The organism is Salmonella sp. 3C (genome assembly GCF_025426275.1).
GTDB classification, from domain to species: Bacteria; Pseudomonadota; Gammaproteobacteria; order Enterobacterales; family Enterobacteriaceae; genus Salmonella; species Salmonella enterica.
The window spans coordinates 3,706,944-3,722,394 of the sequence record NZ_CP104858.1 but is presented as its reverse complement, the minus strand read 5'-3'; the positions used below and the strand labels follow the sequence as shown (position 1 = coordinate 3,722,394).

Sequence of the window (15,451 nt, the reverse complement as noted above, 5' to 3'; positions counted from 1 at the left end):
ATGGACTTACGCGACCCGAATACCTGGATTTCGCACCTGCTGGAAAATCTGCCGGATGACAAACTGGCCTGCGCGCTGAAAGACGATGATCCTGACTGGGAATATATCGACGGCGAAATGCTTAAACTCGGCTCGCTGGCGCACAGTCAGCTGGATATCCCGGAAATTCAGCGCCGGGGGCTGGTGATTCTGGCCTCGGAAAGCAAGGATTTTCGCCTGCTGGCCCATCTGCTGCGCACCCTGCAACATGCCGGCGATCCGCTGCTGGCGCTGCGTCTGCTGGCGCTGTACGTGGAGCATTACTGGACGGTGGCGGCACCACAAAATGCGGCACATAAACAGCGTTTCGCCACCCAGGTGCTGAAACGCTTTGAAACCGGCGTGGAGAGTTTCGCAGAGACAGCCCGTACCGCGCAGCGCGACAGCCTGCTGGCTGAACTGGCGAAACTGGCGCAGCGCTGGCAGGAGCAGAATATCCCGGCGCTGGCACAGGCCGTCGATGACCTCTCGTCGCAGTATCGCCGGGCATTTCGCGGGGCCGCCCCGGTGCCGCCAGCGGCTGGCCCGTCCACGCCTCCGGCTCCGGTTTCGGCCACGCCGTCCGCCCCGGTATCCCCGTCTGCGCCTGCGGCGACGACGGCGCCACCGGTGGATATCGACAGCCATGACGACAAAGCCTGGCGCGACACGCTGCTGAAAGTGGCCGCCATTCTCTGTGAGCGCCAGCCGGATTCACCGCAGGGCTACCGCCTGCGCCGCCATGCGTTATGGCAGGCCATTACATCCGTCCCCCAGGCCGAAAGCGACGGGCGCACACCGCTGGCGGCGGTGCCTGCCGACATGACCGCCGATTACCAGGCGCGGCTGAACAACGCCGATCTGGCGCTCTGGCAACAGGTGGAAAAAAGCCTGCTGCTGGCCCCGTACTGGCTCTATGGTCATTACCTTTCAGCGCAGGCCGCACAACGCCTGGGCTACACCAGCGCGGCAGAAGCCATCCGGGATGAGGTGGTTCGCTTTCTCGCCCGCCTGCCGCAACTTGCCACCCTGCTGTTTAATGACCGCACACCGTTTATCAGCGAACAGACAAAACAGTGGCTGGCGGCGTCTCCGGGCAGTCAGACAGCCCCGATGGTGCGGACCAGTGAAGACACCGAGGCCGTCCGCCAGTGTTTCAGCGAGCAGGGGCTGGAGGCCACGCTGCGATACTTGGAAACCCTGCCGGAAGGCGATCCGCGCGATCGGTTCCACCGGCAGTATCTTGGCGCGCAACTGTTAGAAGAAGCCGGGATGGCGCAACTGGCACAGCAACAGTACCGGATGTTGTTTAAAGCAGGGCTGCGCATGACGCTGGCTGAATGGGAGCCGTCCCTGCTGGAACAACTGGAAAACAAACTCACGGCAGAACAGTAAGAGACAACAGGAGTTTTTGTGTTCAGATTACCGACCCCCCGATTATTCAGCACACTGAGATCGGCACTCAGACCGGCAATGCCCCGGTTTAAGGTTTCTGCCGCCTGGCTGCTGGCGCTGGCGTGGATTTTGCTGCTGGTATGGTTCTGGTGGAAAGGTCCGTCATGGACGCTCTACGAGCAGCGCTGGCTGGCCCCGCTGGCGAACCGCTGGCTGGCCACCGCCGCCTGGGGGTTGATTGCGCTGACGTGGCTGACCGTCCGGGTCATGAAGCGCCTGCAACTGCTGGAAAAACAGCAGCGCCAGCAACGGGACGAGGCGCAGGATCCGCTCAGCGTGGAACTGAACACCCAGCAACGCTATCTCGATCACTGGTTACTGCGTCTGCAACGCCATCTCGACAGCCGCCGCTATCTGTGGCAGCTACCGTGGTATATGGTCACTGGCCCGGCGGGAAGCGGTAAAACCACGCTGCTGCGCGAAGGGTATCCGTCCGACATTATTTATGCCCCGGAGGCGCTGCGGGGCGTGGAGCAGCGCCGGTATGTTATCCCGCATGTGGGAAAACAGGCGGTGATTTTTGACGCTGACGGCCTCCTCTTTGAGCAACAGGATGCGGATATACTGCATCGCCGCCTGTGGACCCATATGCTGGACTGGCTGGCGCAAAAACGCGCCCGGCAGCCGCTGAACGGCCTGATACTGACGCTGGATCTGCCCGATCTTCTGACCGCCGACAAGCCACGCCGTGAGCACCTGTTGCAGATCCTGCGCGGACGTTTGCAGGATATACGCCAGCATCTTCACTGCCAGCTCCCCGTCTATGTGGTGCTGACCCGGCTGGATCTACTGCACGGTTTCGCCGCCCTGTTTCAGTCACTGGACCGCAACGATCGCGACGCCATTCTTGGCGTCACCTTTACCCGTCATGCCCATGAAAATGACGACTGGCGTACAGAACTGAATGCCTTCTGGCAGACATGGGGCGAACAGTTGAATAACGTCCTGCCGGAGCGGATGTTAGCCCCCGGCTCCCGCAGTTCCCTGTTCAGCTTTGTCCGCCAGATCCAGGGGGGCCGCGAGCCGCTGATCGCCCTGCTGAACGGGCTGCTGGACGGGGAAAATATGGATGTGATGCTGCGCGGCGTGTACCTCACCTCCTCCCTGCAACGCGGCCAGATAGACGATATTTTTATGCAGTCCGCCGCCCGTCAGTTCCGGCTGGGCAGCAGTCCGCTGACCGCCTGGCCGCTGGTGGACACGTTACCGTATTTCACCCGTAATCTGTTTCCGCAGACCTTACTGGCTGAGCCGAACCTCGCCAGTGAAAGCCGCGTCTGGCTGATGCAGTCCCGCCGCCGGTTGTCCGTGTTTTCCGCCACTGGCGGCATCGCCGCCCTGCTGCTGATTATCGGCTGGCATCACTATTACAATAACAACTGGCGTTCCGGCATCACCGTACTGGAGCAGGCCAAAGCTTTTATGTCGGTTCCGCCACCGCAGGGTATGGACGATTATGGCAACCTGCAACTACCGTTACTTAACCCGGTGCGTGACGCCACGCTGGCCTACGGCGACTGGGGCGATCGCAGTCGTCTGGCCGATATGGGATTATATCAGGGCAGGCGTGTCGGCCCATATGTGGAGCAGACCTACCTGCAACTGCTGGAGCAGCGTTACCTGCCCGCCCTGTTTAACGGCCTGGTCAAAGAGATGAATGCCGCGCCTGCGGAGAGCGAGGAGAAGCTCGCGGTATTGCGCGTTATCAGAATGCTGGAAGATAAAAGCGGACGCAGCGACGAGGTGGTGAAGCAGTATATGGCGAAACGCTGGAGCGATAAATTTCACGGCCAGCGCGATATTCAGGCACAGCTAATGTCTCATCTGGACTACGCGCTGAAACACACCGACTGGCACGCGGAGCGTCAGGCAGGCGACGGCGACGCCATCAGCCGCTGGACGCCGTATGACAATCCGGTCGTGGCGGCGCAGAAAGAGCTCAGCAAACTGCCCGTCTACCAGCGCGTTTACCAGAGTCTGAAAACGCGGGCGATGGGCGTGCTGCCCGCTGATCTGAACCTGCGTGACCAGGTGGGCGCCACGTTTGATCAGGTCTTTACCTCCGGGGATGATAATAAGCTCATTGTTCCGCAGTTCCTCACCCGTTACGGTCTGCAAAGTTATTTTGTCAAACAGCGCGACGCGCTGATCGAACTGACGGCGATGGATTCCTGGGTGCTGAACCTGACCCGCAGCGTGAAATACAGCGACGCCGACCGGGCGGAAATCCAGCGCCAGCTCACTGAACAGTATCTCAGCGACTACACCGCCACCTGGCGCGCCGGAATGGACAACCTTAACGTGCGCAATTACGAATCCATTGCGCAACTGACCGGGGCGCTGGAGCAGATCATCAGCGGCGATCAGCCGCTCCAGCGGGCGCTGACGGCACTGCGCGACAACACGCAGCCTGCCGTTCTCTCTGAAAAACTGGATGACAAGGCGCTTCAGGAGGCGATGGCGGAGCCGGATTACCAGTTGCTGACCCGCCTGGGGCATGAATTTGCCCCGGAAAACAGCACGCTGGCGGTACAGAAAGACAAAGAAAACACTCTCCAGGCGGTCTATCAGCAACTGACGGAGCTGCACCGTTACCTGCTGGCTATTCAGAACGCGCCGGTGCCGGGAAAATCAGCGCTGAAAGCGGTGCAGCTACGGCTGGATCAGAACAGCAGCGATCCTATTTTCGCCACCCGCCAGATGGCGAAAACCCTGCCTGCCCCGCTCAACCGCTGGGTGGGCAAGCTGGCGGATCAGGCCTGGCATGTGGTGATGGTGGAGGCAGTTCACTATATGGAAGTGGACTGGCGCGACAACGTGGTCAAACCCTTTAATGAACAACTCGCCGACAATTATCCGTTTAACCCACGCTCACAGTCAGATGCGTCGCTGGATGCGTTTGAACGCTTCTTTAAACCGAATGGCGTACTGGATACCTTTTATCAGCAGAACCTGCGTCTGTTTATGGAAAACGATCTGAGTCTGGAGGACGGGGATAACAACGTGATTATTCGTGAGGATGTCCGGGAGCAACTGGATACCGCACAGGAAATCCGCGAGGCGTTTTTCAGCAGACAGAACGGCCTGGGCGCGCAGTTTGCCGTGGAAACTGTGTCGCTTTCCGGCAACAAACGGCGCAGCGTGCTGAATCTGGACGGGCAGTTAGTGGACTACAGCCAGGGCCGCAATTACACCGCCCATCTGGTCTGGCCGAACAACATGCGTGAAGGCAATGAAAGTAAGCTGACGCTGATAGGCGTCAGTGGCGGCGCGCCGCGCAGCATCAGTTTCAGCGGGCCGTGGGCGCAGTTCAGGCTGTTCGGCGCCGGGCAACTTACCGGCGTTCAGGAGGGGACATTCAGCGTGCGCTTTAACGTGGACGGCGGAGCGATGGTGTACCGGGTACATACCGATACGGAAGATAACCCCTTCACCGGCGGGCTGTTCAGTCAGTTCCGGCTGCCGGATACCCTGTACTGAGGAGGCTGAAATGAGTCAGGACGCACTCACGCACATTATTGTTACCGGCCAGGATCCGCGCGGCCTGCCGGAGTTCAGCGCCCTGCGGGAAGAGATCAACAAATCGTCTCACCCGTCGCAGCCGGAGCTGAACTGGAAACTGGTGGAATCGCTGGCGCTGGCCATTTTTAAAGCCCATGGCGTGGATCTGCACACGGCCACTTATTACACCCTGGCGCGCACCCGCACGCACGGCCTGGCCGGATTTTGCGAAGGGGTGGAGCTACTGGCGGCCATGATAAGCCACGACTGGGACAAATTCTGGCCGCAGGATGAGTCAGCCCGCACCGGGATGCTTGACTGGCTTAATTCGCGCACCGGCAATATTCTGCGCCAGCAGCTGTCCTTCTCCGGCGCGGACCTGCCGTTGCTGTACCGCACCGAACGGGCGTTACAGTTGATTTGCGACAAACTCCAGCAGGTGGAACTGAAACGCCAGCCGCATGTGGAGAACCTGCTTTATTTTGTGCAGAACACACGTAAGCGGCTTGAGCCGCCGCCGAAAAGCAGCGTGGACATTCCGCCGCAGACCACCGTCAGAACGTTGATCTACGCCCCGGAGAGCACGCAGCCCCTCACGGCGGAAAACCTTCCGCCCCTGCCTGAGTTGCCGGAAATGAAGGTGGAAGTCCACCACGGCGCGGTGGAGGATCCAGAGCCTGTCGCCAGGGCCACGTCAGGCCGGACTATAAAAGGCTTTATGGCCGGTGTCGTCTGCGCTGCGGCTGTCGCAGCCGCACTCTGGTGGTGGCAGGTGTACCCGATGCAACAGCAACTGGCGCAGGTAAGGGACACGGCGCAGGGCGCGGCAATGCTCTGGCTGGCCTCGCCTGAACTGGACAGCTACGGGCAGCGGTTACAACAGCTTCCCGACGCCTCGCCGCTGCAACTGCTGGAGGCGGGGATGCAGATGATGCATACCGCAGACAGCCGCTGGCCGGAGAGTCTGCAACAGCAGCAGGCAACAGCGCAGTGGAATGAAATCCTGAAAACCCGCGCGCAAAGCAGCCCACAAATGCGCGGCTGGCAGCAGGCGCGCCAGAATCTGCGTGACTTTGCTGACCTGATGATGCAGCGGGAAACGGAGAAGCAGGGCTTTACCCTCTCCTATATTAAAACGGTGACCTGGCAGGCGGAACGCCTGCTGAACCAGGAAACGCCGCTGGAGTCCCTGCTGACGCAGTACCAAGATGCCCGCGCTCAGGGACGGAATGCGGAGGTGCTGGAAAAACAAATTAATGAACGGCTGGATGGGGTGTTAAGCCGCTGGCTGTTGCTGAAAAACAATGTAGTGCCGGAAACGGCAACTAAAGCCCCCCCCGAAAATAATAGTTAAATCAAGGAGATTAACATGGCCAATTTAATTTATTTAACACTGAACGGTGAAAAGCAAGGATTGATTTCAGCAGGTTGTTGTTCCCTCGACTCTATCGGTAATAAAGCACAGTTACTGCACCTTGATCATATTATGGTATATGAACTGACACATGGGTTAAGTCGGGATCAAAATGTCAATCATCATTCAGTTACGATAAAAAAACCTGTCGATAAATCATCTCCTTTACTGGGAAAAGCAATTAACGATAATGAAATATTGACCTGCACTTTTGATTTTTATCGAACAAATCGATTTGGTATTAATGAAAAATATTACAAACTGGAATTAAAAAACGCCCGAATTAGTGATATTAATTTCTCGATTGCGCATGTAGTCATTGACAGTGAAGCACAACCTCAGGAAAGTATTTCTTTTATATATGAATCCATAAACTGGGAACACTGTATTGCCGGGACCAGTGCATTCAGTTTATGGGATGAGAGGGTGTTTTAGTAAAAATTTTACAAATGAATGGAGGGTTGCACATGGTAAATCGCACAGCATCGGCACACAAAGGCATCCCAACAACAGAAAATCCGAGGGAAAGACCCCAGGTAAATACCCGGACAACAGGGAAAGGGTCTGGACACCCTCCCAAAAAACTCAGTCCTCTTGATGAGTGGAAGGCTGGCCGGGAAAAAGCGATTGGCAATCCTGACTGGTATATTTATGATAATACAATCAGGAAACTTGTATCTGAGATTAATCGGCATTTATCAACATCTAAAAACATCGAAAAATATAAGCCGCTGGACTGGAAATTGATTAAGGCAATGATATGGACTGAAACAGGTGCGGCGGTAGCGGCGTGGAAAACGAGACCAATACAGATAGGAAACACAGGAGATGAAGGGATCAAAGAAGTGGTTATTCCTGCTCGCCCTAGAAAGTACAACATCATAATTCCGAAAACATGGAACACATATTTAATCAATAAGACAGATCTTATAAGGAGCAATCCAGAATATAACATCCGGGCGGGCATTGCTCTTTTAATGATAAAAATGTCAGAAACAGAAAAAGATAAAATTGTTTATGACAATGAAAATGAAGATACCTATGAAGTTGTTGAGGGTGATCGTGGTTATAGCTCCATAGCCAAGAAAATAGGTACAACACAGAGTGTTCTTACTAAACTGAATGGCGTTAAAGTCATTCACCCCGGAGATAAACTTAAGTATAAGAAAGCGCATCTGGAACAGTATATACCAGGATGGCTTTTATTTACACCTGAAAACATTCAAAAACAATATAATATAGACCCAACAAAAGCACAACCTGGTCATAGAGGGGATCACACCTATGCGGATAAAATCAGATTCACATACGCTCTCATTGTCGCAGATGAGAGTAAATAACGTTTACAAGGAATAATCAATGAACATAAAAAAAATTCTATGTCTTTTTCTTATATGTGGTGCAGCCAATGCGCATAACATCGATCCTGCGAAATGCAATAATGAGATACAACAGGATGACGTCTATTGGTGCCTTATGGATAAATACCAGCAAAGTGTTATCGCTTTAAAAAAAGAAGAAATTAATGCACAAAAAAGGCTGGAAAGATTCGATAAAAATGAAGGAAAGGAAAGAGGCCTTAATGAAGATGGGACTCTTGCATACGATTCTAACATTCACCTTGCAAGAATAACCTTCCCCGAACTTCATCGTTATTTTATCATTTACAGGGAAAAACAATGCGGCTATGCATCACTTAGTATTGGATCGCTTTCCGGTTATAGGGTTCCAATATCTTCATTATATTGTAAAACCGAGATGAATATTTCACAAATAAAATGGCTTAACGATTATATATAGAGGTTATTATGCGCAAGAAGTTCCTTATTATAATTAATTTCATTATGGCATTTTTTTACTGTAACTATTTATTTGCAGAAAATGTTAACCATATCGTTATTTATGATATGCCGCAAGACTTACGGGATTTTTTTGAAACCGCTGATTCCTGTGAAGGATGGATAAGGGATTTTGATGTTCGTCAAGAAAAATTGACTTATCAGTTTGTAGAGGATTCGATTAAAAGAGACTGCTCAAACATTGAAAATAAATTACTCTCGATGAAAAACAAATACAAGAATAATAAAGATTATTCAGCAAGACTAACGGTCTATGATGATACCATCATAATATATGACGAGTATAAAAAGGCGCAAATAAAAAATGAAAGTAATGAGTGATTTTGCGACTATCATTTAATGAGCTAGTGGATGTAGTTATAATGGCGGAGGAGATTCTAAGTATGCAGAAAAATTGCCTTATGTATATGCATTATTTACCTCTGCAACAGGAAATAAAAATCAATGATTAGTATTGCACGGATTTTTATAATATTAGCCACGTTGATATTTAGCTTTTCCTCAATCCATAGTACATATGCAAATAATGTTTATTATCCCAGTAAGAACAACTGTGAATCAGGAGAAGAGGCGGAACTTGTCGACTGCCTGAGAAATGAAGTAATTGAAAGCACTATAACGCTGAGAAAGGCCGAAGAAAATATCAGATTACGTATAAACAAATGGTCTGAAGTCAAAAATGCAGCACTGGATGATGCTATCCCGATTGCACTCTACAGACTGGATAAATCTAATCAAGAGTTTATTCGTTATCGTCTTGCTCAGTGCTCGTTTGCAGAATCATGGGGAAATGGTGTGGGGAGTTTTACTCGCATATATTTCTGTATGGCTGAACTAAACAAACAAAGAGCCGAACAATTGATGCATGCTGATATTCCTAATTATACAGAGGATACGAAATAATCATGACCCGTTTACTGTTATGCTTTTTACTTTTTGTGTGCAACTCATCATATTCACGCGAGGAGCCAGAATATTCAAAAACATATACCCCAGACGAGTATTATTATTTATCTTCTAAAATCCCAAAAGAAGTTCGTCAACTGATAATGAACGTAAATATGGCCCCCCCCTCGCCGCCATATTCAAGAAAGAGCTCGTACAGAAGTACGGGCTTTTTGCTTATATATCCCCCAAACCAAGGGGGGATGAGAACCACCGACCGGGGTTCGACACAAAAACGCCGGGAGCGTTTTTGAACAGAGCTTGCTCTGGCCCCGAAGGGGCGAGGTCCAGGGATGGGCTGAGTAGCGGCGCAGCCAGCTGGACAGACGACGAGCCTGCGAGGAGACTGCCCGAAGGGCGAGCGAAGCGAGTCAATTCCCCCTTACCGGCATCTTCAAAAAAGAGCCTGTACGAAAGTATCAGACGACTGACAAACCTTGATGCCGAAATGCGCTTCGCTTTTCCAACTGCCAAAACCATCGTTCCCGGAGGTTGGGTGGAACGGCGCGTAACCCAACATTCATACCCAATACCGCAATGTTGGGTTTCGGTTTCGCCTCACCCAACGTTGCCACGTCGGATAATGTGTAACCGCACAACAGGTTTGTCATCAAGCTCGGCTTTTTTCGCATATTGCAATTCAGCCAACCTCACATAAAGTTCATCAAGATTACTGGCGGCGTCTCCTGGCGCATAGAAGAACGGCCCACTAATGAAGGTCGTTTCCATAATTCCAGACATTAAAATTTTTCGCGTCTCTGCATAGAGTGCTAGCATAATATCCCCTTTATATTTATGGACAACAAAATGAGTGTGCTTTGTGTGGTTGTCTTAACCTACGTAAAACCATTGCATGAAATTGATGCGCAAATCCCTGCACATGTGGAATGGCTAAAAAAAGGTTATGCCGATGGACTTTTTCTGGCTTCCGGGCGAAAAATTCCGCGCACAGGAGGCGTAATACTTGCAAACTATGATGACGCGGATGTACTGCAAAACTATCTGGCACAAGATCCTTTTCGCTTGTCTGGCGTAGCTAAAGTCGATTTGATTCCTTTTGAACCCACAATGATGGTCACGGAATTAAAAGCGGTCTTATAACCAAAAACAACAAAGCCCGACAGTCGGAGTTCACACCAGAACAACGGGCTTTTTTCATATATGTGACCCGTCCATTGCCGGATGGCGGCACAGTTCACGGGCGCCTTATCCGGTCTACATAAGCGCAGCGCCACCGGCCAATAACACCACCATCCGGCTTTCAATTTTAGCCAAGAATTTCAGTGAGTTTAACTTTGCGCCCCTCGTTTGAGGAAAGCGTCGCAGCATCAGCGGTAGCAATAGCATTTGTCGCCGCTTCTCCCGTTAGCAATTTAGCAAACTCCTCGCTTGGCTCCAGACCGTTTATCACATCATGCAAGTACTGCATCTCCAGTTTCATAATTGATGAGAGCCACATCGGCGTACGTTTACCGGGTTTACCATAAGCGATTGCGCCATCCATCTCGCTGGATATGTTACCGTTGCGACGATCATCATCCTCCGCCTGGCTTTCATGCACAAGAAAGTGTGTTTTTTTGCCCGCTTTTATTAGATAACCAGCCGTGTTTTGCATATCAATGAGAATTGCACCTGTCGTGCCCTCAATTAATACATAGTGCTCAGGGTAGTGGAACGATGATCCCCACTGAAGTGTCGCGAAACGACCGCTTTCAAACTCAAGGGTGATTAGGACAACATCATCTTCATCACCAAATTTTTCACCTTTGTGCGCAACATTCCCCGCCGCCATTGAAACCAGGGATGGGGTTTCATCCATGATGAACAGTGTACAATCTAGCTCGTGAATGTGATGGTACAGATGCCCACCTGACTTTGCGCGAATCTTCTTCCATGAGATCTCATCCTGCACGTCTTCAAAACCATTACGTTTAGTGTGAACTTGTGTAACTTCACCAATTTCACCAGCTTTGATGAGCGCTTTAGCGTGGCGAACCCCGTGAAAAAAGTTCATAACGTGACCCGCCATAAAGGTAACACCAGCTTCTTTGCAGGCATCAACCATATCCTTACAATCCTGGTAATTTAAGGCGATAGGTTTTTCACAAAACACGTGTTTACCCGCTTTAGCCGCCGCAATGACTGGCGCTTTATGTAAGTAATTTGGTGAAGCAATAATTACGCAATCCACATCAGGATGGGAACAAAGCGCCTCCATCGTTGCAGTGGCGACACAGTTCAACTCTTTCGCTATCGGAGCCGCATTTACCGGATCGTAAATCGCAGTGATTTTCGCCCCTTCAACCTTAGACATAAATCGCGCCAGTTCAGCGCCAAAATAACCTGTACCTACAACACCGTATTTCGTCATCATTTATCCTCTATTAAAATTCTTTTGTTGATTGAAAACTTTCACGACGTGCTTTTAGTCTATCCGGAATGGATAGGCCAATAATGAGTAGAATTGTTGCGGTCCAGAAAGCAACAATGAACGTTAGCGCAGCGCCTAGCCCCATTGTTATTCCAAGCCAGGTCGCCGCCATTGAATTGAATGTGCCTGATGTCGCAGCAAGATTATAAATCAGCCCGGTACCCAAACCACGAACCTCAAGAGGAAAGTAGTCGTAGAGAAATTTGGGAACCAACCCGCCAACACCTACGTTAGTCGCCATTAAACCGAATAAACATGCGCCCAGCAGTAAATAATTATCTTGCGGAATTCTGAATAACGGGAAAATGAATAAAAAGGACATGAGAAGACCAATGCTGAACGTTTTCTTCAAACCAATTCTATCTGCGCACAGACCCCAAACGATATTTCCCAATACAGTGCCGAATGCCGCCGCCGTCATTAAATTAGAGACCACGCCCGTATCAAAGCCCTCTCCCGCCAAATATGTAGGCAGTAGACCAAAGATCGGCCAGTTTGCGCCAAAAATAGAGAACAGAACAATAAATACACACTAATGTCAGTGGAAATTGAGCTCGATTAAATAGCCCTTTCATTGACAAAGAGAAAACTGACCAGGCACTTTGTGAATGCTTTCCGGGACCACTGAGTTTAGCTTCTTCCCACTCTTTAGATTCAGGAGCCCTGGCCCGGATGTAGATTACTAAAAGAACGGGTAGCAAACCGACAAAAAAAGCAGCACGCCAACCATACGCTTCGGCAAATGACGGCATAAAATAGGCTGCTATGATGTTACCAATACCGAAACCTGAAACCAGAAATGCGCTCGCTTTAGATTTTAAATGCTTTGGCCAACTTTCCACGGCATAAGTAGAAGCGCAAGCATACTCCCCCGCCATCCCCATACCGACAATGAAGCGACTAAGCGTCAGCATAATTACACCGGAAGCCAGGCCACTTAACCCTGTACCTACAGAATAGGCAACTATCGACCACATCATTAACGGCTTACGGCCAAATTTGTCTGCCAGCAGACCAAATAGCGCCCCGCCAAATGGTCGCCCAATAAAGGCCGCTGTGGCAAGGAATGCGCCCTCCATATCTGTCAATCCTAAGTCAGCCTTGATCAGATACATAATGTAGAAAATCAGCATAAAGTCGAAGCCATCAAAAACGTAACCCAGCCATGCTGAAAATAAAGCATTTTTTTGTGGACGTGTTATCTCGCTATACCACGGGAAGAATTTTACTATCACAATAAAACCCTTATTTGCTGTTACCGTCTGAAATGCTTACGGAATTAATTTTTAAGTCATATCAATTGCCGAATAAGACACTATCAATCGGCACTTTCCGACAACCGCCTGAGATCGTAGCTATGTAAGGCGTATATTCATTGTTTATCATCCTTATTCGTAGCTACGTTAAGGACGTGAATACTCAAGACAAAGTCTAACGTTCTGTAACGTAGCTACGGGCTATAAGATTATCGATATGAATACTAAGCAAAGATTAGTACAGTAACTCTTTAACCTTTCTCAAAAGTGGTATTGTAATCCAACGCGATAACGGGTCTGTCTCTCATCGGTATTATTTCTCACCGCTACATTTCCGACCTCAACGTATGGTGTAAATGACTTATTCAGTTTCCAGGCTAAAGCCACATTATGTTCATAGTTTGTTTTTTTGTTATCAAATTTAATTTGATCGCTATCCATCCAGGTAAAGTTATATTCTAATTTCAACTCATCAAAAACATAACCTATATAAGTATCAAATCTATTCGTTTTCTCATCATCACTATAGTTAGCTGTCTTCCTTGCATAGTCATAACGGTAACGACCAGCCATATAAACACCAGAATCAAAATTATATTGCCCCCTTAAATAAGGCTTATAAATTGAAGTGTCTGGACCGCTTTCAAATATAAATCCAGGCTGCAAAACAAAATTGTCCGTAACTTTATAATTATAACTTACGCCCAGTTCTATAGCGTTTGCGACGAGATCGCTTAAATGCTTATCCTGCTCACCATCTACTCCTCCCGATTTAACGCTGGCATCGACATAAAAACCAATGCCGTTAGGAAGCTTTTCAATTATAGCAATACGGTCTTTATTAATTCTGGTTCTATCAGCATATTCATGCCGATAATCAAGGGTTGCCGCTTGTAGATATGATGAAAATGCTATAAACGAAACCATACCCAGAAGATATTTGTTGATTTTCATAAAATACTCCGCTCATCAATTAACTTTATTTTTGTATTTAAAAATTATTTTATTAATAAATTACCATCACGCATGGTAAAGGAGGTTACAGACGAAACAGGTTTCCCTTTAGCATTTTCACCACCAATAAGGAAAACTTCATCACCATAACTTACTGATACACCATAGCCGAGAGGTTGTTTCATTTTACCCATATATTGCCAATGGCCATTAACCAAACCATAGACTTCATCTCGCCATTTTTTATTTATTCCTTCGTGGGAATAAAACTTTCCATTGGTATAATTTTGTTTTGCTCCCGGAAAATTCGCGCCACCACCGACAAGCAGGACACCGTGACTATAGCCCGAAAATGCTCCGGCCAACCCTTCTTGCTGTTGTTCTCCAGGCGATGGCGGTAACTGGCTGTTCTTCAACCATGTTAGCTTATCGTTATCCCACATGGCGCGGTAAATCACATCGGTACGTAAACCCGGTTTGAGCTCACCATTAATCAGCATCAGGAAATTATTTTCCATTACCGATGACGATCCTGCCGTCCCCGCGCCTGGCAGCTCACCGGCATTCTTCCATGTGTTCTCTTTAGCATTGTAGATAAATACGATTTTATTAAAAAAATAATCTTTGGCAGGTTTATTAAAATAATTATAGATGACTTTATTTTTTTCACTTTCATCCGCAGCTTCTATATCAATAAAATACTTATCAAAGATATGCTCATTAACCCCTCCGGTAATAAGTACCATCGTTTCGTTTAATTTTACTCCCGTATGCCCTGTTAATCCAACTGGAGATATAGTGTCAACTTTTTGCCATGTATTTTTCACCGGTGAGTATTTGTACACATCGCTATAAACCTGCAACGGTGATTCACTGTTTTTTTTCCCTACGCCACCAAAAACATAAAGCTCATCATTTAAAAATACCGACACTGATTGCTCACGAGCTCCACTAGGAAACGACTTTATACGCTCCCAGTCTTTATGTTGCTTTTTAAGATCAATTTTATACCAGGATGTCCCTGCGGTACCTAAGCCGACATAAATCACGCCATTATTATCAATAGCGCCAGTACCATTTTTCAGTGGTTCTGGTATATCAGGAAGCGTCGTTGCATATCCTGATGTGGTGATAGCGACTGATAAACATAGCGCCATTAGCGTCATCATTTTCTTAAAATTTTTCATCTGCATCCCCATGCGAAGAAATACAATTGGAGTAAAGCTTCATCATTAGTGATCTTATGGTGCACAATTTCAACAATGATAATGACAAAATGTGACCAAGCGCTAAAAATAATTACATGAGGTTATCATGTGCGAGGTAAAAGCACACCATGGTGATGTTAGAAGTGATTATGGGTGACCTGTTATGGTCAAACTCATTAGTGATAGCATTCGAATAAATACAACAAGAATTATGTGATGCATTTCATACTGGCTATCCCGTGGCGTATAAGCTCCTTCTGAGCATTTTATCTTTATGCCGGAAGCAGTTAATAAAATACAGCATGCTGCCGTCAGAGTGAATTGTATTTGTCTTGTAGCTTCAGGTTATAGCCTCAAATCCGCTGGCGCAGTAATTGAATAACAAACATACCTTATGACTGTGTTCACAT

13 protein-coding genes and 1 pseudogene are annotated in these 15,451 nt (G+C 48.8%); 9 read left to right on the top strand and 5 right to left on the bottom strand.

All coding sequences use genetic code 11. The features are described from left to right. From tssA to N7E69_RS17735, 8 genes are all read left to right on the top strand, one after another. Nucleotides 1-1,413 carry a type VI secretion system protein TssA gene (gene tssA, locus N7E69_RS17770; protein WP_001752219.1) on the top strand — a complete coding sequence of 471 codons (1,413 nt, stop codon included), beginning with the start codon at nt 1-3 and terminating at the stop codon, nt 1,411-1,413. 78 nt (nt 1,414-1,491) lie between these two features. After that, nucleotides 1,492-4,953, top strand: coding sequence for a type VI secretion system membrane subunit TssM (gene tssM, locus N7E69_RS17765; RefSeq protein WP_001137104.1), 3,462 nt, complete (start codon nt 1,492-1,494; stop codon nt 4,951-4,953). A gap of 10 nt (nt 4,954-4,963) precedes the next feature. Beyond that, complete coding sequence (locus tag N7E69_RS17760) at nt 4,964-6,328, top strand: VasL domain-containing protein (protein ID WP_000076066.1); 1,365 nt, start codon at nt 4,964-4,966, stop codon at nt 6,326-6,328. 15 nt (nt 6,329-6,343) lie between these two features. Further along, nucleotides 6,344-6,823: an Hcp family type VI secretion system effector gene (locus tag N7E69_RS17755; RefSeq protein WP_001284963.1), complete on the top strand. Its 480-nt coding sequence runs from the start codon at nt 6,344-6,346 to the stop codon at nt 6,821-6,823. Between the two features lie 32 nt (nt 6,824-6,855). Then, entirely contained in the window at nt 6,856-7,728 is an 873-nt protein-coding gene (locus tag N7E69_RS17750) for a LysM peptidoglycan-binding domain-containing protein (protein ID WP_000248210.1), read from the top strand. Between the two features lie 19 nt (nt 7,729-7,747). Further along, entirely contained in the window at nt 7,748-8,188 is a 441-nt protein-coding gene (locus N7E69_RS17745) for a hypothetical protein (protein ID WP_001022121.1), read from the top strand. 8 nt (nt 8,189-8,196) lie between these two features. Then, nucleotides 8,197-8,568: a hypothetical protein gene (locus N7E69_RS17740; protein WP_001675823.1), complete on the top strand. Its 372-nt coding sequence runs from the start codon at nt 8,197-8,199 to the stop codon at nt 8,566-8,568. A gap of 123 nt (nt 8,569-8,691) precedes the next feature. Further along, on the top strand, nt 8,692-9,150 hold the full coding sequence (locus tag N7E69_RS17735; RefSeq protein ID WP_000623372.1) for a lysozyme inhibitor LprI family protein: 459 nt from the start codon (nt 8,692-8,694) through the stop codon (nt 9,148-9,150). Nucleotides 9,151-9,750: 600 nt separating this feature from the next. Here the strand turns inward: N7E69_RS17735 and N7E69_RS17730 are convergent. Next, nucleotides 9,751-9,969 (bottom strand): hypothetical protein, encoded by a 219-nt coding sequence (locus N7E69_RS17730; RefSeq protein WP_000880617.1) that lies wholly within the window; start codon nt 9,967-9,969, stop codon nt 9,751-9,753. A 30-nt stretch (nt 9,970-9,999) separates the two neighbouring features. Between N7E69_RS17730 and N7E69_RS17725 the strand changes: the two genes are divergently transcribed. Next, on the top strand, nt 10,000-10,293 hold the full coding sequence (locus tag N7E69_RS17725) for a YciI family protein (RefSeq protein ID WP_000114401.1): 294 nt from the start codon (nt 10,000-10,002) through the stop codon (nt 10,291-10,293). Nucleotides 10,294-10,459: 166 nt separating this feature from the next. Here the strand turns inward: N7E69_RS17725 and N7E69_RS17720 are convergent, their stop codons facing one another. From N7E69_RS17720 to N7E69_RS17705, 4 genes and pseudogenes are all read right to left on the bottom strand, one after another. After that, complete coding sequence (locus tag N7E69_RS17720; RefSeq protein ID WP_000988586.1) at nt 10,460-11,566, bottom strand: Gfo/Idh/MocA family protein; 1,107 nt, start codon at nt 11,564-11,566, stop codon at nt 10,460-10,462. A 10-nt stretch (nt 11,567-11,576) separates the two neighbouring features. Beyond that, nucleotides 11,577-12,858 (bottom strand): annotated as a pseudogene (locus N7E69_RS17715) (MFS transporter). A gap of 282 nt (nt 12,859-13,140) precedes the next feature. Next, entirely contained in the window at nt 13,141-13,833 is a 693-nt protein-coding gene (locus N7E69_RS17710; RefSeq protein WP_000700610.1) for an oligogalacturonate-specific porin KdgM family protein, read from the bottom strand. 44 nt (nt 13,834-13,877) lie between these two features. Continuing rightward, nucleotides 13,878-15,032: an N-acetylneuraminate epimerase gene (locus tag N7E69_RS17705; protein WP_000525768.1), complete on the bottom strand. Its 1,155-nt coding sequence runs from the start codon at nt 15,030-15,032 to the stop codon at nt 13,878-13,880. Nucleotides 15,033-15,451 lie beyond the last annotated feature (419 nt).